This is a genomic window from Marinobacter sp. UBA3607 (genome assembly GCF_002375525.1).
Lineage (GTDB): Bacteria > Pseudomonadota > Gammaproteobacteria > Pseudomonadales > Oleiphilaceae > Marinobacter > Marinobacter vinifirmus.
Genome location: NZ_DFLY01000032.1, coordinates 123,279 through 148,925 on the forward strand (window position 1 = coordinate 123,279; position 25,647 = coordinate 148,925).

General features: G+C 58.8%; 20 protein-coding genes and 1 pseudogene. 12 read left to right on the top strand and 9 right to left on the bottom strand.

The annotated features are described in order from the left end of the window. Positions 1–9: 9 nt before the first annotated feature. The 7 genes and pseudogenes from purF to cobA all read left to right on the top strand — a co-directional run. Complete coding sequence (purF, locus tag B2589_RS12190; RefSeq protein WP_286816754.1) at positions 10–1,533, top strand: amidophosphoribosyltransferase; 1,524 nt, start codon at positions 10–12, stop codon at positions 1,531–1,533. Positions 1,534–1,554: 21 nt separating this feature from the next. After that, positions 1,555–2,778: an O-succinylhomoserine sulfhydrylase gene (locus B2589_RS12195; protein WP_232901083.1), complete on the top strand. Its 1,224-nt coding sequence runs from the start codon at positions 1,555–1,557 to the stop codon at positions 2,776–2,778. A 23-nt stretch (positions 2,779–2,801) separates the two neighbouring features. Continuing rightward, the gene (locus B2589_RS12200; protein WP_286816755.1) at positions 2,802–5,378 is read left to right on the top strand and encodes a DNA translocase FtsK; all 2,577 of its coding nucleotides are present in this window, start codon (positions 2,802–2,804) and stop codon (positions 5,376–5,378) included. A gap of 35 nt (positions 5,379–5,413) precedes the next feature. Beyond that, positions 5,414–6,043 carry an outer membrane lipoprotein chaperone LolA gene (lolA, locus tag B2589_RS12205; protein WP_414673958.1) on the top strand — a complete coding sequence of 210 codons (630 nt, stop codon included), beginning with the start codon at positions 5,414–5,416 and terminating at the stop codon, positions 6,041–6,043. Next, a complete protein-coding gene (locus tag B2589_RS12210; protein WP_286816757.1) occupies positions 6,043–7,377 on the top strand; it encodes a replication-associated recombination protein A in 1,335 nt (444 codons plus the stop codon). The genes lolA and B2589_RS12210 overlap by 1 nt, the downstream gene beginning before the upstream one ends. Before the next feature lie 118 nt (positions 7,378–7,495). Beyond that, complete coding sequence (gene serS / locus B2589_RS12215) at positions 7,496–8,770, top strand: serine--tRNA ligase (protein WP_232901081.1); 1,275 nt, start codon at positions 7,496–7,498, stop codon at positions 8,768–8,770. Positions 8,771–8,808: 38 nt separating this feature from the next. Beyond that, positions 8,809–9,624 (top strand): annotated as a pseudogene (cobA, locus tag B2589_RS12220) (uroporphyrinogen-III C-methyltransferase); the annotation flags it as partial. 74 nt (positions 9,625–9,698) lie between these two features. On the opposite strand, the gene B2589_RS12225 reads toward cobA, so the two are convergent. From B2589_RS12225 to gloB, 8 genes are all read right to left on the bottom strand, one after another. Continuing rightward, the gene (locus tag B2589_RS12225) at positions 9,699–10,772 is read right to left on the bottom strand and encodes a 3-deoxy-7-phosphoheptulonate synthase (protein ID WP_199457570.1); all 1,074 of its coding nucleotides are present in this window, start codon (positions 10,770–10,772) and stop codon (positions 9,699–9,701) included. 117 nt (positions 10,773–10,889) lie between these two features. After that, on the bottom strand, positions 10,890–11,675 hold the full coding sequence (locus B2589_RS12230; protein ID WP_199457569.1) for an enoyl-ACP reductase FabI: 786 nt from the start codon (positions 11,673–11,675) through the stop codon (positions 10,890–10,892). A gap of 69 nt (positions 11,676–11,744) precedes the next feature. Next, entirely contained in the window at positions 11,745–13,343 is a 1,599-nt protein-coding gene (locus B2589_RS12235; RefSeq protein WP_094624041.1) for an ABC transporter ATP-binding protein, read from the bottom strand. A gap of 1 nt (position 13,344) precedes the next feature. After that, positions 13,345–14,367 (bottom strand): ABC transporter permease, encoded by a 1,023-nt coding sequence (locus B2589_RS12240; protein WP_286816758.1) that lies wholly within the window; start codon positions 14,365–14,367, stop codon positions 13,345–13,347. After that, a complete protein-coding gene (locus tag B2589_RS12245; RefSeq protein WP_199457568.1) occupies positions 14,367–15,452 on the bottom strand; it encodes a microcin C ABC transporter permease YejB in 1,086 nt (361 codons plus the stop codon). The genes B2589_RS12240 and B2589_RS12245 overlap by 1 nt, the downstream gene beginning before the upstream one ends. A 46-nt stretch (positions 15,453–15,498) precedes the next feature. Further along, positions 15,499–17,331 (bottom strand): extracellular solute-binding protein, encoded by a 1,833-nt coding sequence (locus B2589_RS12250; RefSeq protein ID WP_286816759.1) that lies wholly within the window; start codon positions 17,329–17,331, stop codon positions 15,499–15,501. Positions 17,332–17,343: 12 nt separating this feature from the next. Next, on the bottom strand, positions 17,344–19,083 hold the full coding sequence (locus B2589_RS12255; RefSeq protein WP_286816760.1) for a LysM peptidoglycan-binding domain-containing protein: 1,740 nt from the start codon (positions 19,081–19,083) through the stop codon (positions 17,344–17,346). Between the two features lie 166 nt (positions 19,084–19,249). After that, positions 19,250–20,044: a hydroxyacylglutathione hydrolase gene (gene gloB / locus B2589_RS12260; RefSeq protein ID WP_286816761.1), complete on the bottom strand. Its 795-nt coding sequence runs from the start codon at positions 20,042–20,044 to the stop codon at positions 19,250–19,252. Positions 20,045–20,162: 118 nt separating this feature from the next. On the opposite strand from gloB, the gene B2589_RS12265 reads away from it, so the two are divergent. The 4 genes from B2589_RS12265 (at position 20,163) to B2589_RS12280 (ending at position 24,001) form a co-directional block, all read left to right on the top strand. Further along, positions 20,163–20,963: a class I SAM-dependent methyltransferase gene (locus B2589_RS12265; protein ID WP_286816762.1), complete on the top strand. Its 801-nt coding sequence runs from the start codon at positions 20,163–20,165 to the stop codon at positions 20,961–20,963. Beyond that, entirely contained in the window at positions 20,964–21,407 is a 444-nt protein-coding gene (rnhA, locus tag B2589_RS12270; RefSeq protein ID WP_199457563.1) for a ribonuclease HI, read from the top strand. A gap of 44 nt (positions 21,408–21,451) precedes the next feature. After that, positions 21,452–22,162: a DNA polymerase III subunit epsilon gene (dnaQ, locus tag B2589_RS12275; RefSeq protein ID WP_199457562.1), complete on the top strand. Its 711-nt coding sequence runs from the start codon at positions 21,452–21,454 to the stop codon at positions 22,160–22,162. A 132-nt stretch (positions 22,163–22,294) separates the two neighbouring features. Further along, positions 22,295–24,001 (top strand): chemotaxis protein, encoded by a 1,707-nt coding sequence (locus B2589_RS12280; RefSeq protein WP_286816763.1) that lies wholly within the window; start codon positions 22,295–22,297, stop codon positions 23,999–24,001. Between the two features lie 86 nt (positions 24,002–24,087). Here the strand turns inward: B2589_RS12280 and B2589_RS12285 are convergent, their stop codons facing one another. Further along, on the bottom strand, positions 24,088–24,402 hold the full coding sequence (locus B2589_RS12285) for an SCP2 sterol-binding domain-containing protein (protein ID WP_058340870.1): 315 nt from the start codon (positions 24,400–24,402) through the stop codon (positions 24,088–24,090). A gap of 177 nt (positions 24,403–24,579) precedes the next feature. Between B2589_RS12285 and sohB the strand changes: the two genes are divergently transcribed. Beyond that, the gene (sohB, locus tag B2589_RS12290) at positions 24,580–25,644 is read left to right on the top strand and encodes a protease SohB (protein WP_286816764.1); all 1,065 of its coding nucleotides are present in this window, start codon (positions 24,580–24,582) and stop codon (positions 25,642–25,644) included. Positions 25,645–25,647: the final 3 nt, after the last annotated feature.

Consider the following 25,647-nt stretch of genomic DNA (forward strand, 5'->3'; position numbering starts at 1 on the left):
TGCCCAGCCATGTGTGGCATTGTCGGTATTGTCAGTACTTCCAACGTTAATCAGCTGCTTTACGATGCGCTGACCGTTCTTCAGCACCGTGGCCAGGATGCGGCGGGAATTGTGACCTTCCAGGACAACCGGTTTTACCTGCGCAAGGACAACGGGCTGGTTCGGGATGTATTCCACACCCGGCACATGCGCCGCCTGGTGGGTAACGTGGGCATCGGCCATGTCCGTTATCCGACTGCCGGCAGCTCAAGCTCGGCAGAAGCCCAGCCGTTCTACGTGAACAGCCCCTACGGCATTACCCTTGCCCATAACGGCAACCTCACCAACGCCGACGACCTTGCCGAGGACCTTTTCCGTACCGACCTGCGCCATATCAACACCAATTCAGACTCCGAAGTCCTGCTGAACGTGTTCGCCCACGAACTGCAGAAGCAGGGCAAGCTGAACCCAACCAAGGATGAGATCTTCTCGGCGGTGCGGGCCGTGCACAAGCGCTGTCGCGGTGCCTACGCCGTTATCGCCATGATTACCGGCTACGGTATTGTCGGATTCCGTGATCCCAACGGTATCCGCCCGGCCTGCTACGGCGTGCGCGAGAACGAAAGCGGCCAGAAGGAATACATGATCGCGTCTGAAAGCGTGGCCCTGAACGCCGCCGGCTTCACCATGGTGCGGGATATTGCACCGGGCGAGGCGGTGTATATTGAAACCGACGGCACCCTCTACAGCGAACAGTGCGCCGAGGCGCCCAAGCTGTACCCCTGTATTTTCGAGCACGTTTACTTTGCCCGCCCGGATTCCATCATGGACCGCGTGTCTGTGTACAAGGCCCGCCTGCGTATGGGTGAAGTGCTGGCGGATAAAGTGCTGCGCGAACGCCCGGAACATGACATCGACGTGGTAATTCCGATTCCCGACACCAGCCGTACCTCTGCCATGCAGATGGCTTACCAGCTGGGCGTGAAGTACCGCGAAGGCTTCATCAAGAACCGTTACATCGGCCGTACCTTCATCATGCCGGGCCAGAAGATGCGCAAGAAGTCCGTGCGCCAGAAGCTGAACCCGATTGACCTGGAATTCCGCGGCAAGAACGTGATGCTGGTGGATGACTCCATTGTTCGCGGCACCACCTGTAAGGAAATCGTGCAGATGGCCCGGGACGCCGGCGCCCGTAACGTTTACTTTGCCTCGGCCGCGCCCCCTGTTCGCTACCCGAACGTGTACGGCATCGACATGCCGTCTGCCGATGAACTGATTGCCCACGACCGCACGGTTGAAGAAGTTCGCGAGCTGATTGGTGCGGACTGGCTGGTGTACCAGGACCTTGAAGACCTGGTGGCCTGTGTGGACGACGTTAACGATGATATCGATGGCTGGGAATGTTCGGTATTTACCGGCGAATACGTGACCGGTGATGTCGATGCCGCCTACCTGGCGCGCCTGGAAGACCAGCGCAACGACACCAAGCGTTCCGGTGGCCAGGTGATGGATGAAGATAACGGTATTATCGACCTGCACAATGATGAAGACTGACCCTAGCACCAGGAGAACCCAATGACTTACGGCCGCGAAGAACAGCTCTGGATTCCGGAATCGGACCTGGACGGCATGTCTGTGGACACCCTGGCGGTCAGGGCAGGGCAGATCCGTACCGGGCAGCTGGAACACAGTGATGCGATTTTCCCGACATCCAGCTTTGTCTACGGCAGTGCCGCCCAGGCGGCGGCGCGCTTTGGAGGCGAGGAGCCGGGTAACATCTATTCCCGCTTTACCAACCCCACGGTGCAGGCCTTCGAAGGCCGGATTGCGGCGATGGAAGGCGGCGAGAAAGCCGTCGCCACCGCCTCCGGCATGGCGGCGATTCTCAGCACCTGTATGGCGCTGCTGAAAGCCGGGGACCATGTGATTTGCTCCCGGGGCGTGTTCGGCACCACCAACGTGCTGTTCCAGAAGTACATGGCAAAATTCGGGGTGGAAACCACCTTTGTGTCGCTGACGGATATGGAACAGTGGCAGGCCGCGGTGCGGCCGGAAACCCGCATGCTGTTTATCGAAACCCCTTCGAATCCTTTGTGCGATGTGGCCGATCTTGCTGCACTGTCGGCACTGGCCCATGCCAACGATGCCCTGTTTGTGGTTGATAACTGCTTCTGCACCCCGGTGCTCCAGCGCCCGCTGGAACATGGCGCAGACCTGGTAGTGCATTCGGCCACCAAGTACCTGGACGGTCAGGGCCGTTGTGTCGGCGGCGTGGTTGTTGGTCCGGCAAAGTACCTGGACGAAATTTACGGTTTCATCCGTTCTGCCGGCCCCACCATGAGCCCGTTCAACGCCTGGGTGTTCCAGAAGGGCCTGGAAACCTTACCGATTCGTATGCGAGCTCACTGTGCCAATGCGTTAGAGTTGGCTCGTTGGCTGGAACAGCAGCCGGAGGTGGAAAAGGTGTTTTATGCCGGCCTGGAAAGCCATCCCCAGCACGAGCTGGCCAAACGCCAGCAAGATGGCTTTGGCGGTGTGGTGTCGTTCCAGGTGAAAGGCGGGCGGGAGCAGGCGTGGCGGTTTATCGATGCCACCCGGATGATTTCCATCACCGCAAACCTGGGCGATGTGAAAACCACCATCACCCATCCGGCAACCACCACCCACGGGCGGCTGGCGCCGGAAGACAAGGCCAAGGCAGGCATCACCGAAAACCTGATTCGGTTGTCTGTTGGCATAGAAGCCATCGATGACCTGAAAACCGATCTGGATCGAGGTTTTCAGGCACTGAAAGATTAAACTCACTGACGGTTTGGGCATTCATGGCGGAATCCGCTAAAGCGAAAAAAGCAGTATCAGCCGAGCTGACGGAAAAACAGAAACGCTTTCGCCGCCTGATGGCACAGGGCGCCCGTGAAGGGGCTGTCATTGGCCTGATAGTGCTTTGCATCTATCTGGCCATGGCCCTGTTTACCTTCAGCCCGTCTGATCCCGGCTGGGCCAGTATCGGCCACGACACCAGCGTGCAGAACTACGCAGGGCGCACCGGCGCCTGGCTGGCCAGCCTGCTGATGGATTTCTTCGGCCATGTCTCGTGGCTGTTTCCTGCCATGATTGCCGGTTATGCGGTCATGCTTATTCGCCTGCGTAACCAGTCACTGGATCTGCACTGGCCGTTGTTCATGGTGCGCTTCGGTGGTTTCCTGCTGATCCTGCTCTCTGCCACCAGCCTGTTGTCACTGTATTCGGTGTTCGGGCTGGGGGAATCCTCCGGGGGTGTGATGGGCATGGCGGTGTCGGAAGCCATGGTGCGCTTCTTTAACCTGCCGGCCACCACACTGCTGCTGATTGCGATCTTCCTGTTTGCCCTTACGGTCACCATTGGTTTGTCCTGGTTCCGGCTGATGGACCAGGTGGGGGCCTTAACCGTGAAGGCAGGGCTGGCCATCAAGGCGCTGTTTACCCGCGCGGGTAACAAAGCCGAACAGCCCGAACGGCCGGCAAAGCCGGAACCCGAGCCGCCGGTTATTCGGGACAAGGTGGCTGATGAAGGTCCGGACAGTACCAAACCAAAATCCGGGCATTGGTGGAACCGTCTGTTACGCCGCCGCGCCAAAGTCGCCAACAAAGAGCAGAAGGCGCCTGCACCGAAAGTCCGTAAAGAACCCGGGCTGGAAGGCCTTGCCGATGTAGACCCGGAACCGGTGCGGCTGGAAAGCTTCAGCTCCCGTGAAGTCGACGAACCCCGGCCCGAGCCGGCTCTCAGCTCCGACAAACCGGCTCCGCAAGCCAGCCGCTCCCTGAAGATTTCTCCGTTCAAGAAAGACGAGCAGAAACCGTCGGACAAGAAGGCTTCGAACAAGCAGGCGTCGCTACTCGAGGACATCGAGAGCCCGATTCCGCCCATTTCCTTGCTGGACCCGGCCGAAGAGCACAAAGAAAAAGGCTACTCCGAGGAATCCCTGGAACACATGTCCCGCCTGCTGGAAGAAAAGCTGGCCGATTTCGGGGTGTCCGTCGAGGTTGTAGAAGTAAACCCCGGACCGGTCATTACCCGGTTCGAGATCAAGCCTGCGGCCGGGGTGAAAGTCAGCAAGATTTCCAACCTGGCCAAAGACCTCGCCCGCTCCCTGGCGGTGCTCAGCGTTCGGGTTGTGGAAGTGATTCCCGGAAAATCCGTAGTGGGTATCGAGATACCGAACGAAGAGCGGGAAATCGTGCGCCTGAGCGAGGTGCTGGGAGCCCGGGTATTTACCGAATCGTCGTCTGCGCTGACCCTGGCACTGGGTAATGATATCGGTGGCAACCCCATGGTGGCCAACCTGGCCAAGATGCCCCACCTGCTGGTGGCCGGTACCACCGGTTCCGGTAAGTCTGTGGGTGTCAATGCCATGCTGCTGAGTATGCTGCTTAAGGCGACTCCGGAAGAAGTTCGCTTCATCATGGTGGACCCGAAGATGCTGGAGCTGAGCATCTACGACGGCATTCCCCACCTGCTGGCGCCGGTCGTAACCGACATGAAAGAAGCCGCCAACGCATTGCGCTGGTGTGTGGCCGAAATGGAGCGCCGCTACCGCCTGATGGCGAATCTGGGTGTGCGAAACATTGCCGGTTACAACAAGAAGGTGAAGGACGCCCGCGCCGAAGGCGAACCTTTGCTGGATCCGCTCTGGAAACCGGACGAATACCTGGCCAATGACGAGCAGGAACGCCCGGAACTCGACACCCTGCCGTTTATCGTGGTGGTGATCGACGAATTCGCCGACATGATGATGATCGTCGGCAAGAAGGTGGAAGAGCTGATTGCCCGTATCGCCCAGAAAGCCCGGGCGGCGGGTATCCACCTGATCCTGGCCACCCAGCGGCCGTCGGTGGACGTGATTACCGGCCTGATCAAGGCCAACATCCCGACCCGGATTTCGTTCCAGGTGTCGTCCAAGATCGACTCCCGCACAGTACTGGACCAGGGCGGGGCGGAGCAGCTGCTCGGCCACGGTGACATGCTGTACCTGCCGCCGGGCTCCGGCCTGCCGGTTCGGGTTCACGGTGCCTTTGTGGACGATGACGAAGTGCATCGGGTAGTCAGTGCCTGGAAAGCCCGGGGCGAACCGGAGTACGTGGACGACGTCCTTAATGGCGCCGAGGGCGAGAACCTGCCCGGTGTTCCAACCCTCTCGGAAGGGGGCGGTGGAGACGAAGGGGACGCCCTGTTTGACGAGGCGGTGGCCTTTGTCACGGAAAACCGGCGGGTGTCGATCTCGTCGGTGCAGCGTAAATTCAAAATCGGCTACAACCGGGCCGCCAATCTGGTGGATGCAATGGAGGCTTCCGGTGTGGTCAGTCCGGCGGGACACAATGGCGCACGTGAAGTGCTGGCGCCTCCGCCGCCACGAGACTAGGAGATTAACCTATGATCAGATCACTGTTGACCGGAATGGCCTTTATTCTGGCGATTGGCACAAATGCGCAAGCCTTCGCCGACAACGATCAGGAATCCGTCAAGGCGGCGGAGCAGCTTTCATCCATTCTGCGCAGCTACGAAACCTACCAGGCCCGGTTTATCCAGATTGTGGTGGACTCCAGCGGTGGCCGCGTGCAGGAAACCCGGGGCAACCTGAAGGCCAAGCGCCCGGGCCTGTTCTACTGGGAAACCGGTGCGCCGCTGTCCCAGTTCATTGTCAGTGATGGTGAAAAAGTAGAGGTTTACGATCCGGACCTGGAGCAGGTAACCATCCATACCCTGGATGACCGTATCCAGACTACTCCGGCGCTGTTGCTCAGTGGCGAGGTGGGTAACCTGAATGAAAGCTACAGGGTGTCTGGCCGCAGTATCGGGGAAGATACCCGGGAGTTTACCCTGGAGCCTCGCAGCGCCGATTCGCTGTTCACCTCTTTGCGCCTGAGCTTCTATGATGGTGAGCTGCAGGAAATGCGCATGGAGGATTCCCTGTCCCAGATGAGCATCCTCAGCTTTGACGAGATCCGTCTGAACGAAGACATTGAACGCAGCGCCTTCCGGCTGGAATACCCGGAGGAGGTTGATGTTATCCGGGATGGCGTCTGATGCAGGACAGCCTGTTTCAGACTGAAGCCGGTTTCCAGCCGCTGGCCGCCCGCATGCGGCCGGCAACCCTTGATGACTACGTAGGCCAGAAGCACCTCGTTGGCCCCGGCAAACCCCTGCGCCGGGCCGTAGAACAGGGCCAGTTGCACTCCATGATCCTGTGGGGGCCGCCCGGGGTGGGCAAAACCACCTTTGCCCGGTTGCTGGCCAATGTTGGCGAGCTTTCCTATGAAACCCTGTCTGCGGTGCTTAGCGGGGTGAAAGAAATCCGCGAAGTGGTGGAGCGGGCCCGTAACCGAAAACAGTCCCAGGGGCGCGAAACCCTGCTGTTTGTGGATGAAGTACACCGCTTCAACAAAAGCCAGCAGGATGCTTTTCTTCCCCATATCGAAAACGGCACCTTTATCTTTGTGGGCGCCACTACGGAAAACCCTTCCTTCGAGCTGAACAGCGCCCTGTTATCCCGCACCCGGGTTTACGTGCTCAAAAACCTTGAGCGGGATGACATCCTGCAACTCCTGAACCGGGCGCTCACCAGTGACGCCGGTTTTGGCGGCAGGCTGCTGATTGATGAAGACGTACTGGACACCCTGGCCGAATCCGCCGGTGGCGATGCCCGCCGCGCCCTGAATATCCTGGAAGTCGCGGCCGACCTGGCAGACCCGGAAGGCCCCGAATCCAGCCGCATTACCGCCGCCACCCTGGAACAGGTGCTGCAAACCAGTCTGCGCCGGTTTGATAAGGGTGGCGACGTGTTCTACGACCAGATCTCCGCCCTGCACAAATCCGTACGTGGCTCCAACCCGGACGGCTCCCTGTACTGGCTGTGCCGGATGCTCGACGGCGGTTGCGATCCGCTTTACGTGGCGCGGCGGCTGGTGCGCATCGCCAGCGAGGATATCGGCAACGCGGACCCCCGGGCGCTGCAGATCACCATGCAGGCCTGGGATGCACAGGAAAGGCTCGGCTCTCCGGAAGGGGAACTGGCCCTGGCCCAGGCGGTTACCTACCTGGCCATGGCGCCCAAGAGCAATGCGGTCTACAAGGCCTACAACCAGTGCATGGCCGATATTCGCAAAGACCCGGACTATGAAGTGCCGGTGCACCTGCGAAATGCCCCGACCAAGCTCCTCAAAAGCATGGGCCATGGCGAGGAATACCGTTACGCCCATGACGAGCCCGATGCCTTCGCCGCCGGTGAATCCTATCTGCCGGAAGCCATCCACCAGCGCCGTTATTACGAACCGGTGATGCGCGGGCTGGAAATCAGGCTGGCCGAGAAACGCCAACGACTCGACACCCTGGATGCCCAGAGCCCGAAAAAGCGCTATTGATACCCCCGGTTTACTGAATTTGTGCCGGGCGCAGGGCAGAAGGTGGCCAGCAGCACTCCGGCAGGTATAATGCCGCTATATTCTAATTCATTCGTTAACCGGAAAATTCAGGAAGATCATGCTCGATCCGAAACGTGTCCGTACCCAGACTGAAGAAATCGCCCGCCGGCTGGCCATTAAGAACTTCGAGTTTGATGTGGCTACCTTCGAACGGTTAGAGGAAAGCCGCCGAGCCATCCAGGTTCGTACGGAAACACTGCAGAGCGAGCAGAACAAGCGTTCCAAGTCCATCGGCAAGGCCAAGGCGGCCGGTGAGGATATCCAGCCTTTGCTGGAGGAAGTGGACAACCTGAAGCGCCAGAAAGCTGAAGCGGAAGACGAATTGCGTTCCGTCCAGGAATCCCTGAATGCCTTCTTCGCCGGAATTCCCAACCTGCCGGACGAAGACGTTCCGGCGGGCAAGAATGAAGACGACAACGTCGAAACCCGCCTGTGGGGCACCCCCCGGGAATTCGACTTTGAGCCGAAAGATCACGTGGCACTGGGTGAAGATCTGAAAGGCCTGGATTTCGAGAAAGCCAGCCAGCTGGCCCATTCCCGGTTTGCCGTAATGCGCGGCCAGCTGGCCCGCCTGCACCGTGCCCTGGCCCAGTTCATGCTCGACCTGCACACCGAAGAGCATGGTTACACCGAGGCCTATGTGCCGTACCTGGTGAATGCCAATACGCTGTTTGGCACCGGTCAGTTGCCGAAGTTCGAGGAAGACCTGTTCCGTACCGCCGGTGACAACCCGCTGTACCTGATTCCGACGGCGGAAGTGCCGGCCACCAACCTGGTGTCTGACACCATTCTGGATGATGCGGAGTTGCCGCTGCGCCTGGTTTGCCACACACCCTGTTTCCGCAGCGAAGCCGGCTCCTACGGCCGTGACGTGCGGGGCATGATTCGCCAGCACCAGTTCGACAAGGTAGAGCTGGTTCAGGTGGTGCGCCCGGAAGACTCCGCCAAGGCGCTGGAGCAGCTCACCGGCCACGCCGAGAAAGTGCTGCAGTTGCTGGAATTGCCGTACCGGGTAATGACCCTGTGTGGCGGCGATATGGGCTTCTCTGCGGCCAAGACCTTCGACCTGGAAGTGTGGCTGCCGGGGCAGGGCAAGTACCGTGAAATTTCGTCCTGCTCCAATACCCGCGATTTCCAGGCTCGCCGTATGCAGGCCCGTTGGCGCAACCCGGAAACCGGCAAGCCGGAGCCGGTACACACCCTCAATGGCTCCGGCCTGGCGGTAGGCCGCGCCATGATTGCGGTGATGGAAAACTACCAGCAGGCGGACGGCAGCATCCTCGTTCCGGAAGTGCTGAAGCCGTATATGAGAGGCCTGGACAGAATCCAATGAGCCAGAATAAAGAAGGTACTCCATCGCCAGGAGCGATTGGTGTGGCCTCTGCCGCACCAAGGTATCGGGCGAATCCGATTACCGAAAACCCGAACAACTCTGCCGGAGAGGTTGCCCTGGTGGGCGCCGGGCCCGGCGACCCCGAGTTGCTGACCCTGAAAGCCTGGCGGCTGATTACCAACGCGGAAGTGGTATTGTACGACCGCCTGGTGTCACCGGAAATCATGGCCCTGATTCCGGAAACTGCCGAGAAGATCCATGTCGGCAAGCAGCGTGCTAACCATACCCTGCCGCAGGATCAGATTAACCAGCGCCTGGTGGACCTGGCCCGTGAAGGGCATAAGGTAGTACGCCTGAAGGGCGGCGATCCGTTTATCTTCGGCCGTGGTGGCGAGGAAATCGAAACCCTGGCCCAGGCCGGGGTGCGGTTTCAGGTCGTGCCGGGTATCACCGCCGCCTCTGGTTGTTCGGCCTACGCGGGAATTCCGTTGACCCATCGGGACTATGCCCAGTCGGTCCGGTTTATTACCGGCCACCTGAAGAACGACAGTTGTGATCTGCCCTGGGCTGATTTTGTGCAGACCAGCCAGACCCTGGTGTTCTACATGGGGCTGGTGGGCCTGCCGATTATCAGTCGGGAGTTGATCGCCCACGGCATGGCGCCGGATATGCCGGTTGCACTGGTGTCAAAGGGCACCACGCCGGAGCAGGAAGTCATTACCGGTACGCTGGAGACCATCGTGGGTATCATCGAAAACCGGGAAGTGGCCGCGCCCACGCTGGTGATTATTGGCGAGGTGGTCACCCTGCGCAACCGCCTGGACTGGCTGGGCGTACAACCCGAGCCATATTGAGTTTGGCCAAACATCAGGCATAAAAAAAAACCGGAGCTGAATGGGCCCAGTTTTTTTATGCCTTGCGAATCGAATCAGTCGATTCGCTTGGGCAGTACGTCCTTGAGCTTTTCCCGCATGGTGCGGATCGCATTCTCGGTGGTTTCCCAGTCGATACATGCGTCGGTTACCGACACGCCGTACTTCAGGTCTGCCAGGTTTTCCGGAATAGACTGGTTGCCCCAGTTGATGTTGCTTTCCACCATCAGGCTCTGGATAGACTTGTTGCCTTCCAGGATCTGGTGGGTAACGTCCTGCATTACCAGCGGCTGGATGGCCGGGTCTTTGCTGGAGTTGGCGTGGCTGCAGTCCACCATGATGGACTTGCGCAGGTTGGCTTTCTCCAGCGCCTGCTCACACAGGGCAACGTTCACAGAATCGTAGTTGGGCTTACCACCGCCACCGCGCAGTACTACGTGACCGTAGTTGTTGCCCTTGGTGCGGATGATGGCGCCTTTACCCTGCTGGTCGATGCCCAGGAAGCTATGAGGATGGGAGACCGATTTCATGGCGTTAACAGCAACATCCAGGCTGCCGTCGGTGCCGTTCTTGAAGCCGATAGCCATAGACAGGCCACTGCTCATTTCCCGGTGGGTCTGGGATTCCGTGGTACGGGCTCCGATAGCAGACCAGGCGATGGTGTCCTGCAGGTACTGCGGAGAAATCGGATCCAGCGCCTCGGTTGCCGTTGGCAGGCCCAGTTCATTGATATCCAGCAGCAGGCGACGGCCGATGTGCAGGCCCTGTTCGATGTCGAAGGTATCGTTCAGGTGCGGATCGTTGATCAGGCCTTTCCAGCCAACGGTGGTCCGCGGCTTTTCGAAGTAAACCCGCATCACCAGCAGCAGGGTATCGCTGACTTCGTCGGCCAGTTTCTTCAGTCGGTTGGCATAGTCCCGGGCAGCGTCCACGTCGTGGATAGAGCAGGGGCCAACTACAATGAACAGACGGTGGTCTTTGCCGTCCATGATGTCGTAGATTGCCTGACGGCCGTTGGCCACGGTTTCTGCAGCGGTATCTGAAAGCGGCAGTTCGCTTTTCAGGGCTTCAGGAGTGATCAGTGGTTCCTGGCTGGCCACGTTCAGGTTTTCCAGTTTCTTGCCCGACATCTTGTAGTGCTTCCCCGGTGACTGAAGATTAACGCAAATGGTGCCGGCAGGCGGTTGTCCGCCCGCCGGTGAGCTGGTTAGTCTGCGTTATTTGGCAGTGCTTTTCAACGGCGGTGCTCAGTCGTCCAGCGAACCCATGCCGGAGATATTGGCGCCGGCGTCTACGTACAGAACCTCGCCAGTGATACCGGAGGCCAGGTCAGACGACATAAACGCAGCGGCGTTACCGACTTCAATTGTAGTCACGTTACGACGCAACGGAGCGCGCTTGGCGTTCTCGCTCAGCATACGGCGGAAGCTGGCGATACCGGAGGCGGCCAGGGTCTTGATCGGGCCGGCAGAAATCGCGTTCACCCGGATGCCTTCTTCGCCCAGGCTGGCGGCCATGTAACGGACGTTGGCTTCCAGTGAGGCCTTGGCCAGGCCCATCACGTTGTAGTTCTGCAGGACACGTTCGGCACCCAGGTAGCTCAGGGTCAGCAGGCTGCTGCCTTCGTGCATCATCTTGCGGGCACCCTTGGCCAGCGCTACGAAGCTGTAGGAGCTGATGTCGTGGGCAATCTTGAAGCCTTCGCGGGTGGTGACATCCACATAGTTGCCGTTCAGCTCGTGGGCCGGGGCAAAGCCAACGGCGTGGATGATGATGTCGATGTTGTCCCAGTGCTTGTTCAGCTCGGTGAACACATTCTCGATTTGCTCGTCGCTGGCGACATCGCAGGGCAGGGTGATGGTGCTGCCCCACTGTTCCGCGAATTTCTCAACGCGGGACTGCAGCTTTTCGTTCTGGTAGGTGAAGGCCAATTCGGCGCCTTCACGGGCAAACGCCTCGGCAATGCCGTAAGCGATGGAATGCTTGCTGGCTACGCCAACAATCAGTGCTTTCTTGCCACTGAGAATTCCCATGGGTATCTGCTCCCTGTGTTCCTGTGATTTGCGCGTATTATCCCCGACCGGGGTACACGCGGGTAACGGTCAATTGGTCGTAGTCTGGTAGAAGAAGGCTGCGTTCAGCAATTCCCGGGTATACGGCTGTTCCGGTTGCCGGAAGATCTTCTCCGCATCGCCGTACTCCACGATGCTGCCATGATGGAGCACCAGCAGCTTGTGGCTCAATGCCCGGACGACGGCCAGGTCATGGCTGATAAAGATATAGCTTAACCGATATCGCTGCTGTATATCCCGCAACAGTTCGATCACCTGTTTCTGCACGGTTCGGTCCAGCGCGGATGTCGGCTCGTCCAGGATAATCAGCTCAGGTTGCAGAACCAGGGCACGGGCGATCGCAATGCGCTGGCGTTGCCCTCCGGAGAACTCATGGGGGTATCGGTGCCTGGCTTCCGGGTCCAGGCCGACATCCTGCAAGGCGCGGATGACACGGGCTTCGTGCTGGTCCTGGTTGTCCGGGTCGTGAATCGTCAGGCCTTCGCCGACAATTTCGGCAATGGACATGCGCGGGCTCAGGCTGCCGAACGGGTCCTGGAACACAATCTGGATACGCTTGCGCCAGGGCCGGAAGGCTTTCTGGGTGAGGTTGCCGATGTCGGTGCCACCCAGCTGGATGTTGCCGGTTGCGCCGGTGAGCTTTAACAACGCGTGGCCGATGGTGGTCTTGCCACTGCCGCTTTCACCGACAATGCCCAGGGTTTCCCCGGGGCGCACTGTGAAAGCCACGTCCCGAACGGCGTGGTAGCTCTCTTTTACCCGGCCAAACAGGTCCTTTTTGATGGGGAAGTGCACGTTCAGCTTATCGACTTTGATCAGCTCAGGGCCGCCGGTTTCTGCCGCAACCGGGTGTTCCGGTGGCTCCGCATCAATCAGCTTGCGGGTGTAGGGGTGGGATGGCGATTCAAACAGGGTGGCGACCGGTGCTTCTTCGACCCGTTTGCCGCGCTCCATAACCACCACGTTATCGGCATACCGGCGCACCAGGCTCAGATCATGGGTAATCAGCAGCATGGCCATACCGAGCTTCTGCTGCAGGGATTTCAGCAGTTCCAGCACCTGCTTCTGTACGGTGACATCCAGAGCGGTGGTGGGTTCGTCTGCAATCAGTAACTCCGGCTCGTTGGCCAGGGCCATGGCAATCATGACCCGTTGCTTCTGCCCACCTGAAAGCTGGTGCGGATAACTCTTGAGGCGACGTTCCGGTTCCGGAATGCCCACCAGCGCCAGCAGTTCCATGCATCGCGCCCGGGCTTGCTCGCCCCGCAGGCCCATGTGCAGTTCCAGCGTTTCGGTAATCTGCTTCTCTACCGTGTGCAGCGGGTTCAGGGACGTCATGGGCTCCTGGAAGATCATGCTGATCTTCCGCCCCCGGATTTGCCGCAACCGTTTTTCCGGGGCCTTCAGAAGGTCTTCGCCCTGATAGGTGATGCTGCCAGACGGATAGTCGGCGTGGCGCTCGTCCAGAAGGCGCAGTACCGACAGGGCGGAAACCGACTTACCGGAACCGCTTTCACCCACCAGCGCCAGGGTCTGGCCTTTGTTAATGGATAGGGACAGGTCATCCACCACCAGCGGGCCCTTGTCGAAACGGATGGAAAGCCCCGAGATGTTCAGTAGTTCGCTCATATCAGTTCTTTCTCGGGTCAAAGGCATCACGCACGGCTTCACCGGTAAACACCAGCAGGGTCAGCATTACGGACAAAGACACGAACGCCGAAATGCCCAGCCAGGGTGCGTGCAGGTTGGACTTGCCCTGGGCGATCAGTTCCCCCAGGGATGGCGACCCGGACGGCAGGCCGAAGCCCAGGAAATCCAGTGAGGTCAGGCCGGTAATGGCACCGGTCAGGATAAAGGGCAGGAAGGTGAGGGTGGCGACCATGGCATTGGGCAGTATGTGCCGGAACATGATGTGACGGTTCTCCAGGCCCAGGGCTCGGGCAGCCTTCACGTATTCGAAGTTTCGGGCCCGCAGGAACTCGGCGCGCACCACATCCACCAGCCCCATCCAGCTGAACAGCAGCATGATGCCCAGCAGCCACCAGAAATTGGGCTGAACGATAGCCGACAGGATAATCAGCAGGTAGAGCATGGGCAGGCCGGACCAGATTTCGATGAACCGTTGCCCGAACAGGTCAACCTTACCGCCGTAATAGCCCTGAATGGCGCCCACGATTACGCCCACAATACAGCTGGCAATGGTGAGGGTCAGGCCGAACACCACGGAAATTCGGAACCCGTAGATAACGCGGGCGGCGACATCCCGGCCCTGGTCATCGGTACCCAGCCAGTTCTCGGCACTGGGGGGCGCTGGTGACGGTACGTCGAGGTCGTAGTTGATGGTGTTGTAGCTGAAGCGGATTGGCGGCCAGATCATCCAGCCGTTAGCGTTGATTTCCCCGGCGATAAAATCATCCCGGTAGTCCGTTTCGGTGGGCAGGAAGCCGCCAAAGGTTTCCTCCGGCACGTTCTGTACTACCGGGAAATACCAGTCGCCCTGATAGGACACCATCAACGGCTTGTCGTTGGCGATCAGCTCGGCGACCAGGGACAGGCCAAATAGCAGCAGGAACAACCACAGGCTCCAGTAGCCGCGCCGGTTGGCCTTGAAGTTACGAAGCCGTCGCTTCTGTATGGGAGAGAGTGTTGGCACTACGCACCCTCCCGGCTTTCAAAGTCGATACGGGGGTCCACCAGCACGTAGGTGATGTCGCTGATCAGCTTCAGGACCAGGCCCATCAGGGTGAAGATATACAGGGTGCCAAAGATGACCGGGTAATCGCGATTGAGGGCGGCCTCGAAACCCAGTAAGCCCAGACCGTCCAGGGAGAAGATAACTTCAATCAGCAGGGAGCCGGTAAAGAACAGCGACACCAGTACCCCGGGCAGGCTGGCAATCACAATCAGCATGGCGTTACGGAATACATGGCCGTAAAGCACCTGTTTTTCCTCAAGGCCCTTGGCCCTGGCCGTGACCACGTACTGCTTGCCGATTTCATCCAGGAAGGAGTTCTTGGTGAGCAGGGTCAGGGTGGCAAAACCGCCAATGACGTTGGCGGTTACCGGCAAGGCCAGGTGCCAGAAGTAGTCACCAATCTTCTGGTACCAGGTCATCTGATCGAAATCGGCAGAGGTCAGCCCCCGCAGCGGGAACCAGTCGAAGTAACTGCCACCGGCAAACAGTACGATCAGCAGGATGGCGAACAGGAAGCCGGGAATGGCATAGCCCACCACGATGGCGGAACTGGTCCAGACGTCGAAGCGCGAGCCGTCCGAGACCGCTTTGCGAATACCCAGGGGAATAGAGATTAGATAGATGATGAGGGTAGACCAGAGCCCCAGGGATACCGAAACGGGCATTTTATCGATGATCAGTTCGATGACCGTACGGTCCCGGAAGAAAGACTCGCCGAAATCGAAGGTGGCGTAGTCCTTTAACATCATCAGAAAACGTTCATGGGCCGGTTTGTCGAAGCCGTACATTGCCTCGATTTCTTGCAGCAGTTCCGGTGGCAGGCCCCGGGAACCCCGGCTGTCAGAAGAGCCGGTCGCCACCTCGCCGCCGGTGTCTCCACCACCGGCCCGGGCCAGGGCGCTGCCGCCGTGGCCTTCCATTTCAGCGATCAGCTGTTCTACAGGCCCGCCGGGCGCCGCCTGCACGATGATAAAATTCAGCAGCATTATCCCGACCAGGGTCGGGATAATCAGGGCCAGCCTGCGGAGTATGTAAATGCCCATTGAGGGGAGGAGTCCTTCCGTTACTGCTGTGGAATAAACCGGCGGATCAGGGTTTGACCCACCAGTTGTTCAGGTCGATACCGTTTTTCGGTGTGACCTCCGGGCGCTGCAGTTTGTTCCAGTACGCAACCCGGTCCCTGGTCAGGTGCCAGTGGGGGATCACATAGTGGCCGTGCAACAATACCCTGTCCAGGGCGCGGACGCGGTATACCAGTTCGTCCCGGTCCGGTGCCTGGATGACCATCTCCACCAGGCGGTCCACCACCGGGTCACTCACACCCATGTAGTTGCGGGAACCGGACACATCCACGTTGGATGAGTGCCAGTATTCGCGTTGCTCATTGCCCGGAGAATCGGACTGGGGCAATACCTGGGTGATCATGTCGAAATCAAAATCCCGTACCCGCTGAACATACTGGTTGCTGTCCACCAGCCGCACGGATACGTCAATCCCGAGGCGCTCAAGGTTCTGCCGGAAGGGCAGGACAACGCGCTCGAAACTTTTCTGAAACAGCAGCACCTCAAAGGCCAGTGGCTTGCCGGTTTCCGCGTGCACCATCTTGCCGTCGCGGACGCTGTAGCCGGCTTGCTGCAGCAGTTGCATGGCCGTGCGCAGGTTATCCCGCATGGAGGTGCCGTCACCGGTCGTCGGAGGCGTGTAGGTCTCGGTGAAAACAGCCGGGTTCAGCTGATCCCGGAACGTCTCGAGAATCTCCAGCTCGCGGCCGGAGGGCAAGCCGGAGGAGGCCAGGTCGCTGTTCTCGAAATAGCTGTCGGTGCGGGTGTACTGATCGAAGAACAGGTTGCGGTTGGCCCATTCAAAGTCAAAGGCATAGGCCAGGGCCCTGCGTACCTTCGGGTCTTTGAACACTGCTTTACGAGTGTTGAAAACAAAGCCCTGCATGCCGCTGGGGCGGTGGTGTTCAACCGCTTCCTTGGTGATTTCGCCGTTGTCGAAGCCGCGCCCGGTGTAGGCAGTGGCCCAGTTCTTGGCGGAGGTCTCCACCCGCAAATCGAAGTTGCCGGCCTTGAAGGATTCCAGGGCGACGGTGTCGTCGTTGTAGTACTCGTACTTGATGCGATCGAAATTGAAACGGCCCTTGCGGATGCCCAGGTCTTCCGCCCAATAGTCATCGACCCGCTCATAGGTTACCGAGCGCCCGGCCTCGTAGCTGTCGATGCGGTAAGGGCCGCTGCCAACCGGGACATCCAGGCCGTTACCTTCGAACTTTCGGTCGGCCCAGTAGTGGGCCGGCATCACAGGCATCTGCCCGAGGATCAGGGGCAGTTCACGGTTTTCGGTGGCACCGAAATCAAAGCGGATACGATGGCTGTTTTCGACGGTGACCTTGCTCACGTCCGCATAGTAGTTGCGGTAAAAAGGGTGGCCTTCGGTGGTGAGTATCCGGTACGAGAATTCAACGTCTTCGGCGGTAATGGGCTCCCCGTCCTGGAAGCGGGCCTGCTCCCGCAGGTTGAAGATCACGTAGCTGCGGTCTTCCGGTACTTCAACGCTCCCGGCGATCAGTCCGTATTCGGAAAACGGTTCGTCGGCAGAGGATTCCAGGAGGGTGTCGTAAACGTAGGTACTGACGCCAGCTGCCGCAACACCCCGGATAACAAACGGGTTGAAACTGTCGAAGCCGTTGGCCACCACAGACATACGCAGGGTGCCGCCCTTCGGGGCGTCCGGATTTACGTAGTCAAAGTGGCTGAAATTTTCCGGATACTTCAGCTCGCCGTGCATGGCAATGCCGTGCACGGGAGCGGGAGTCGAAGCCGCCGGGGTTTCCGCAACACTGGTTGCTGCGGCGGCCATCAGGGCCAGGGAGGTGAAAATACTGGTCAGTGAAAAGGCGGCTTTCCGTGTTTTTATCATGGTTCTCGCACGTTAAGGGCTGTTTCTTATGTCAACGTAGAGTACCAGACTTTGTCCGGGTTGCAGATAACGCTTGGTATTAAGATCGTTCCATGATGCGATGTCCCGCACATTCACCGAGAAACGGCTGGCAATGGCAGACAGTGAGTCGCCACTGCGGACCCGGTAGCCTACCTTGCGAACCAACGCCTTGCTGCGGGCGGAGTTGTTGGAGGCAACGGTGGGTTGTGCATTCTTGGACCAGATAACCAGCTTCTTGCCGGGAATCAGCGGGTCGCCGGGGGCCATGCCGTTCCAGGCGGCCACTTCACGCACCGATACCCGGTGTTCGCGGGCAATGTCCCAGAAGGTGTCGCCGGAACGCACGGTATAGGAAACCTTGTTGCCATCCCGTTTGCGTGACTGAGTGCGCTGCAGGCGCTGGGACTGGCTCAGGGCATAGGCATCGGCGCCGCGGGTTGAGGATGGAATCAGCAAGCTCTGGCCAATGCGGATCAGGTCGGAATCCAGCTTGTTCACCTGGCGCACCACGGACGTAGTCGTGCCGAACTTCCGGGCGATGCTGTTCAGGTTGTCGCCCTTGCGGACCTTGTAGTTCTGCCAGGATACACGCTGTTCTTTCGGGAAATTCGCGAGGGCCTGGCGGAACTCTCCGGCATTCTGTTTCGGAACCAGGAGACGGTGCGGGCCTTCCGGGTTGGTGGCCCAGCGATTGTAAGACGGGTTCAGCAGGTAGATTTCATCAATATCCACCCCGGCCAGCTCGGCAGCCTGGGCCAGGTCCAGCTGTGAGCCGGTATCAACCACTTCGAAGTAGGGCTCGTCGTCCAGTGCTGGCAACTCGATGCCATAGGCTTCGGGGTTGTCGAAGATCTTGGCCAGTGCAATCAGCTTGGGCACATAGTGTCTGGTTTCCTTGGGCAGTGACAGAGACCAGAAATCCGTCGGCTTTCCAGCATTCCGGTTACGCCGCATGGCGCTGGATACGGTGCCGCCACCGGCATTATAGGCGGCCAGGGCGAGGGTATAGTCACCGTCAAACCGCTTTGCCAGACGGTCCAGGTAGGTCAGGGCTGCGTCGGTTGCTTCCAGAACATCACGGCGGTCGTCGTGCCACCAGCTTTGGGTCAGGCCGAAGTATTTGCCGGTAGAAGGAATGAACTGCCAGAGGCCGGCTGCCCGGCCATGGGAATAGGCAAACGGGTCGAACGCACTTTCGACAATCGGCAGCAGGGCCATTTCTGTCGGCAGACCCCGTGCCTCGGTTTCTTCCACAATATGGTGCAGGTAACGAGAGCCCCGTTCGACAACCCGCTTGATGTAGCTCGGGTGGCGGGCGTACCAGTCGAGTTGTGACTTGACCCTGGGGTTGTCGACAGAGTGGTCCATGGCGAAACCTGAACGCATCCGGTCCCAAAGGTCCTGGCTGTCGGCACTGGCATCTGCCCGGGTTTTCGGATCGTCCAGTTTTTGCCGGGCATCCTTCGCCTTGGCGCGCAGTTCCGGGGAGATGGCGTCGTCCAGCGGGGCATCCGTGGCTTCATTGCCATTGCCGGCTGTCACCGAGGCTTTCAGGTCTTCGTCTCCCCGGGCTACTACTACCTTCTCGGAATCCACCGGGTTGCCTTGCTGGTCAGTGTCCGATCCGAACCAGGCTGATGGGGAGTTCCAGTTCTCCATGATCTGGGTACTGCTGCAGGCAGAAAGCAGCGAGGAAGCGAGTAACACATATGAGAGTCGTTTGACCGGCATAAAAGAGTTCCGAGTAGCGCCGGCAGCGTCATGTATAAAGGGCCGGCAGAAATGACTGGTTACGGTCGATAGCAGGTTGGGATTCTAAGAAAGCCCTTTCACGGCGGTCAAGAATTGCCGTGTTACAGCTGTGACAAGAACTGTTAACCGGCAGCGCCGGAAAGCATCAGAAATGATCCTTTCCGTGCCGGACTGCTGCAAAAATTTCGCTGTCCGAGCCGGAGGGCAAACCCTGCTCGGCACAGTACCGATGGGCGGCTTCTGCCACTGCCGGGTCGTCCCAGCGCAGGAACAGGTTCAGCGATTTCTCGGCGGCTATGGTTGAGGGCACGGTGGGCAGGCCCTGGTCACGGCGTGCCTGGCACTGCTGTTCGAAATCCGCCAGGGCCTGGTCGTCGGGCAACCAGCTACGGGCAAAGCGCAGGTTGGCCAGGGTATATTCATGGGCGCAATACACGGCTGTATCGCCGGGCAGGTCCCGGAGGGTACTCAGGGACTGGTGCATTTGCTCCGCCGTGCCTTCGAACAAGCGACCACAACCGCCAACAAACAAGGTGTCGCCACAAAACAGTACCGGCTTGCCATCGACCTGTGTGGGGCTGAAATAAGCCAGGTGGTCGAGGGTGTGGCCCGGCACGGCCAGCACGTCAAAGGTCAGCCCCTGCCAGGCAACTTCGTCACCGGGATGAACAGGGTGATTGCTGCCCTTGAACGGGGATTCCGCCGGCCCGACCACGCGCACGTCTGGCCATGCCTGCTGCAGGTCTTTGATGCCGCCGACGTGGTCCGGGTGGTGGTGGGTAACGAGGATGGTGTCTGCAACCAGGTTGTTGGCGGCCAGGTAGTCCTTCACCGGCTGCGCCTGCCCCGGGTCTACAATCAGTGCCTTTCCGGTGTCCTGGTCTGCCAGGCACCAGATATAGTTGTCTGAAAACGCCGGAATCGGGTGAATACTGAACATGGTGGCCCCATGTGCTCGATGAATGTGCCTGTTATGATAATGCAACCGTGCTGTCATCCCAAGAAGCGCGCCCGCGAATCCGGCCCGGAACAGGGGCGCTGATGTTGGAGAAATCCTGGTGAAAGGTTTGCAGCCTGTAGATTATTCCGCACGCCACGAAAGTTTCGAGCGCTGGATACAGACCCCGCTTGGCCGCGCCCTGCTGGCCAGCCAGCGGCGTGTCCTTGACCATCACCTGGATGGATTAACCGGCGCCCGGCAATTGCAGGTGGGGCTGAGCCATCGATTGCCCCTGGCCAGCGGTACCGACTTCTCCCAGAAAATTATCACCACGCCAGCCTGGTATCCCCACATGCCGGACGGTGTAGCGGTTTGCGATGCGGACGAGTTGCCGTTTCCCGGGGATTCCATGGACCTGGTCATCCTGCACCACACTGCCGACTTTTCACCGGATCCACACCAGGTGCTCCGGGAGTCGGCCCGGGTGTTGCGGGGAGAAGGGCACCTGGCTTTGATCGGATTTAACCCGCTGAGTCTCTGGGGCGCGCGCAAGCTTGTTTCGCGGCATCAGCTTGGCCCATGGGGCGGTCGTTTTCTGCTCCGGGCGAGGATGGAAGACTGGCTCAGGTTGCTGGGGTTTCAGCTGGAGGGCAGTGCCACGTTTTTCTGTACGCTTCCGCTGCAAAGAAAGGGCAACTATATAAGCCGGCAAAGCAAAGACCTGGATTGTCATGGACATTTCCTGCCAGTCGGGGCCTATTACTGTATCCTTGCCCGCAAACGTGTCTATGCCCGGTTGCAGCGGCGGGTGCCCTGGCGCAAAACACGGGTCGTGTCGTTACCCGGGGCTGTGGGTTCCCACGGAACCTGCGCCAGTACCGGCACGGTAAAGAAACAGCAGAACAGTTCAGGAGTGTGAATGGCCGGCAAGGTAGTGATGTATACCGATGGTGCCTGTAAAGGTAACCCGGGCCCCGGCGGGTGGGGTGTATTGTTGCGTTATGGCGATGCCTGCAAAACCATGCACGGCGGAGAGGCGCAAACCACCAATAACCGTATGGAACTCATGGCCGCCATTCAGGGCTTGAGGGCGTTGAAGCGGGAGTGTGAGGTGGAACTGTACACCGATTCCCAATACGTCCGTAAAGGCATCACCGAATGGATGGCCGGCTGGAAGCGTAACGGCTGGAAAAACTCGGCCAAAAAACCGGTTAAAAACGCCGACCTCTGGCAGGAGCTTGATGCTGAAGCCGCCCGGCACAAAGTAAGCTGGCACTGGGTCAAAGGGCATTCCGGCCACCCGGATAACGAGCTGGCGGATGAGCTGGCGAATCGTGGCGTGGCTGAGTTGTCCGGCAGCTGAACCGGCATTTTCTAAAGTCTGATGGGTATTTCTGAAGGTAAGCAATGAGACAGATCGTACTGGATACCGAAACAACGGGTATTGATCCCAACGATGGCCACCGGATTATCGAGATTGGTTGTGTTGAGGTGGTCGAGCGGCAGCTGACGGGCAGGAACTACCACGTTTACATCAATCCGGAACGGGAAGTAGAGGCCGAAGCCATAACCGTTCACGGCATTACCAACGAATTTCTGAAAGACAAACCGAAATTCGCGGAGATTGCCGACGAGTTCTTCGAATTCATCAAGGGCGCCGAGCTGGTTATCCATAACGCGGCGTTCGACGTCGGCTTCATGGATTCCGAGTTTGCACGCCTGAAGCCTGTCCGCAAAACGGCGGACCACTGCGGTGTTGTCGATACCCTGGCTATCGCCCGGGCCAAGCATCCGGGCCAGAAGAACAACCTGGACGCGCTCTGTAAGCGTTACGGCGTAGATAACAGCAACCGTGACCTGCACGGCGCTTTGCTGGATGCCGAGATCCTGGCCGATGTCTATCTGCTGATGACCGGCGGCCAGACCGCGCTGTCACTGGACAGCGGCGCCGGTGATGATGGTAGCGCCGGAGGCCTGCGCAGGATCAGTTCAGAGCGCCAGCCGCTGGCCGTTGTACGCGCCAGTGATGAAGAAGCCGAAGCCCATGATGCGTTCATGGCGATGATGGAAAAACAGGCCGGCGGAACGGTTTGGAGCAAGTTACAGGGAGCAGAATGAGAACTGGGTCAGGGTGTACCAAATGTTACATTCCGGCTTTCTTGAGGTACTTGAATTCTGTGTTATAAGTAATGGGAAGTTCGCCAGTTTTTTGGTAACTGATTATTCTTTGTAAGGAAGCAGGAAACGTTTATGGTTCAATCGTCTCTGGCGACGAAATCGCAGTCGTTTGATCTGGTCAAAAGCGAAATCGAACAGACCATCAAGCAGGCCGAGGCCAGCCTTGAACGTTTCCAGGAAAACCGCGAGAGCGGGGAAGACCTGCAAAACTGTGTCGATTACCTGAACCAGCTTCGCGGCATTTTCTTGTTGGTGGAGCTGCGCGGTGGCACACTGCTTTGCCAGGAAGCCGTCAGCCTGGCCAACGATGTACCTGTTGGCGCAAACGACGACAAAAACATTCTCCTGACCACTCTCAGCGGTGCGCTGTTCATTCTTCGCCGCTATGTAGAGTATTACCACCAGCAGCGGGAGGACCATCCCGAGCTATTGTTGCCGGTGATAAACGATCTGCGCGAAGCCCGCCGCGAAAAACCTTATCCCGAATCCTGCTTTTTTGACCTGGAGGTCAGGGAATGCCCGGATTTCTGCAAGGGCAAGGCGATTCAGCCGCTGGAAGGTGGCGAAGCGGAATACGAAATCCTTGCCCGGCGCATGCGCCTGACCTTCCAGGTGGCGTTGCTGGGTGTTTTACGGGACCGGAACGAGGTGGTCAGTAAAAAACTGATTGCCCGCTCGGCCCGGGGCTTTGCAAGATTGTGCCAGGGCGCACCCATGGGGCAGATGTGGTGTTTGCTGGCCACCGTTGCGGACACCATGCTCGACCGGGCGATGGTGTTCAATAAAGCCCGCAAGCGGCTGCTGATGCGTATTGAGAAATACGCCCGAGAAGTGGTGTATGTGGGCAAGGTTGCTACCGCAAAAGACGCTCCGGATTCCCTGATTCGTGACCTGGTCTACCTGCTGTACCGCAGTGGTTCCGGCAACCCGGAAGTCGCCGAAGTCTTGTCAGCCTGGCAGGTAGCACCGTCTGACTTCCCGGACTCCCTGCTGGAAGCCCACTCCCGCCGGTTATATGGCCCGGGTTCCGACGTCCTGAAATCCCTGTCGGAAGCGCTGCAGGAAGAGCTGAACCAGCTCAAGGACAAACTGGATATCATCGAACGGGGCATCGAGCCGGATCTTGCTGAACTGGTGTCCATTGCCGAGTCTCTCGAACGCCTGGCCAATACCCTGGTGATGCTCGACCTGAACCGTCTGGCGGGTGTTGCCCGCGAAGAAGCTGGCAAGCTTCGCCAGTGGCAAAAAGAGGATCGCCTGCCGGAGGAAGACGAACTATATCGCCTGGCCGATTCGGTGCTGGGTGTTGAAGACGCGGTGATGCAGATTGTGCCCCGTGGCATTACCTCTGAAACCGACGCCCTGGCTACCAGTGAGCGCAAAGCAGAAGAGTCGATTTACCTGCAGGAAGCGGTCTGGGTGGTAGCAGACGAAGCCCGAAGTGCACTGACCCTGGCCAAGCGGGCGATTACTGCGTTTATTGAATCTGACTACGACAAGCTGCACCTGGCAAACCTGCCCGGAACATTGCGAAGCATCTGGGGTGGCCTGGTGATGGTCAACGATCCGCAGGCCGCGGATGTGATCGCACGCGTTGCGGCTTCTATCCAGGAGCGGCTGCTGGATGCCCGCGAAGCGCCGGTTTCCCAGGTGCTGGAAGCGCTGGCGGATGCTCTGACCTCGCTGGAATACTACATTGAAAGCATCGGCCGCCGTGAAGATCGCAACACCGATCTTCTGAAGCTGGCGGAATCATCGCTGGATGACGTAGGGCTGTAACAGCCGGCCCGTTTTTAGGGCTTTTGTCCAGCCACAAAAAAACCTGCGACTTGCGCAGGTTTTTTTGTGGAACGCTCTGCAGGGGATTAGCCCATGTTGAACAGTTCGCCCAGCTTGGTGGCCAGCATCATGTCGCCTTCGGCGCGCAGCTGACCAGCCATGAATGCTTGCATGCCGTCAGTTTCGCCGGAAACAATGCCCTGAAGGGTTTCAGAGTTCATGATCAGGGTAACGGAAGGATCATCGTGGGCACCTTCGTTCATCTTGCAGGTACCGTCGTTGATTTCCAGGTTGTAGGTCTTGTCGTCTTCGATATCGAATTGGAAGACCAGGTCCAGGCCCTGTGCCGCGTCTGCGTTGAAGTTCTGTTCCAGCTTTTCAAATACCTGAGCTACAGACATTGTTTTACCCTTTTTGGTGGTTGTCTTGTCATGGTGACTTCGCAATTCGACTTTATGGGCACAGAGAGTGTGTGTCAAGCTTGATCGAACGCTTGTTTTAATTTTCTTTCGGGCTTATCACACTTGGCCCGAGCGGGTACACTCTTGGCTTTGCGAAACACTTCCGGAGACTGCATTTTGGAATTTCTCACCGAATACGGCCTGTTCCTTGCCAAGGTTGCCACCTTCGTTGTGGCGGCCATCATTCTTGCCTCTATTATCTTTTCGGCTGCCCATCGTGATCGCGATGACCACGAAGGTGAAGGTGAGCTGAAAATCCGAAAGCTGAACGACCAGTACCGCAAGCTGAAAGAGTCTATCCAGACCCGCCTGATGTCCGATGCAGAATACAAAATCTGGTCGAAGAAGAAAAAGAAAGAATATAAGGCCGAGAAAAAAGCCGCAAAAAGCAGCACCAAGGAAGGTGAGGGTGAGCAGCCTGGCAAGTCCCGGATCTATGTGATCGACTTTGATGGCGACATCAAGGCCAGCGACACCGATACCCTGCGCCGTTCAGTGTCTGCGGTGCTCAGTGTGGCAGACCCGAAAACCGATGAAGTAGTGGTGCGCCTTGAAAGTGGTGGCGGCCTGGTACACGCCTACGGCCTGGCTGCCGCGCAGCTGGACCGCATCCGCAGCAAGGGCGTTCCGCTGACCGCCTGTGTCGACAAGGTGGCCGCCAGCGGCGGTTATATGATGGCCTGCGTCGCAGACAAAATTATTGCCTCTCCGTTTGCAGTGCTGGGCTCCATAGGCGTGGTGGCACAGCTGCCCAACTTCCACCGGTTCCTGAAAAAGAACGACGTGGACTTCGAAGTGCTGACAGCCGGTGAGCATAAACGCACCCTGACCGTGTTTGGTGAGAACACCGACAAAGGCCGCCAGAAGTTCCTGGAAGACCTCGAAGACACCCACGGCCTGTTCAAGGAATACGTCAGTGAGCGCCGTCCTGACCTGGATATCCAGGCGGTGGCGAACGGTGACATCTGGTTTGGCAAGCGGGCGCTGGAGGTCAAACTGATTGACGAGATCAAAACCTCAGACGAATACCTGATCGAGGCTTGTGATCGGGGGGATGTCGTGTCGGTATCTTTCCAGCGCAAGCGGACACTGCCGGAAAAACTCGGGCTGGCCACCAGTGCCGCGCTCGAGCACACCCTGTGGAAAGTGCTGAGCGCGTTCCGTAACCAGAAAATCCAGTAACGG

Coding starts and splice junctions, on each gene's coding strand:
- purF (WP_286816754.1), top strand. CDS start 10: ATGTGTGGCATTGTCGGTATTGTCAGTACTTCCAACGTTAATCAGCTG.
- B2589_RS12195 (WP_232901083.1), top strand. CDS start 1,555: ATGACTTACGGCCGCGAAGAACAGCTCTGGATTCCGGAATCGGACCTG.
- B2589_RS12200 (WP_286816755.1), top strand. CDS start 2,802: ATGGCGGAATCCGCTAAAGCGAAAAAAGCAGTATCAGCCGAGCTGACG.
- lolA (WP_414673958.1), top strand. CDS start 5,414: ATGGCCTTTATTCTGGCGATTGGCACAAATGCGCAAGCCTTCGCCGAC.
- B2589_RS12210 (WP_286816757.1), top strand. CDS start 6,043: ATGCAGGACAGCCTGTTTCAGACTGAAGCCGGTTTCCAGCCGCTGGCC.
- serS (WP_232901081.1), top strand. CDS start 7,496: ATGCTCGATCCGAAACGTGTCCGTACCCAGACTGAAGAAATCGCCCGC.
- B2589_RS12225 (WP_199457570.1), bottom strand. CDS start 10,772: ATGTCGGGCAAGAAACTGGAAAACCTGAACGTGGCCAGCCAGGAACCA.
- B2589_RS12230 (WP_199457569.1), bottom strand. CDS start 11,675: ATGGGAATTCTCAGTGGCAAGAAAGCACTGATTGTTGGCGTAGCCAGC.
- B2589_RS12235 (WP_094624041.1), bottom strand. CDS start 13,343: ATGAGCGAACTACTGAACATCTCGGGGCTTTCCATCCGTTTCGACAAG.
- B2589_RS12245 (WP_199457568.1), bottom strand. CDS start 15,452: ATGGGCATTTACATACTCCGCAGGCTGGCCCTGATTATCCCGACCCTG.
- B2589_RS12250 (WP_286816759.1), bottom strand. CDS start 17,331: ATGATAAAAACACGGAAAGCCGCCTTTTCACTGACCAGTATTTTCACC.
- B2589_RS12255 (WP_286816760.1), bottom strand. CDS start 19,083: ATGCCGGTCAAACGACTCTCATATGTGTTACTCGCTTCCTCGCTGCTT.
- gloB (WP_286816761.1), bottom strand. CDS start 20,044: ATGTTCAGTATTCACCCGATTCCGGCGTTTTCAGACAACTATATCTGG.
- rnhA (WP_199457563.1), top strand. CDS start 20,964: ATGGCCGGCAAGGTAGTGATGTATACCGATGGTGCCTGTAAAGGTAAC.
- dnaQ (WP_199457562.1), top strand. CDS start 21,452: ATGAGACAGATCGTACTGGATACCGAAACAACGGGTATTGATCCCAAC.
- B2589_RS12280 (WP_286816763.1), top strand. CDS start 22,295: ATGGTTCAATCGTCTCTGGCGACGAAATCGCAGTCGTTTGATCTGGTC.
- B2589_RS12285 (WP_058340870.1), bottom strand. CDS start 24,402: ATGTCTGTAGCTCAGGTATTTGAAAAGCTGGAACAGAACTTCAACGCA.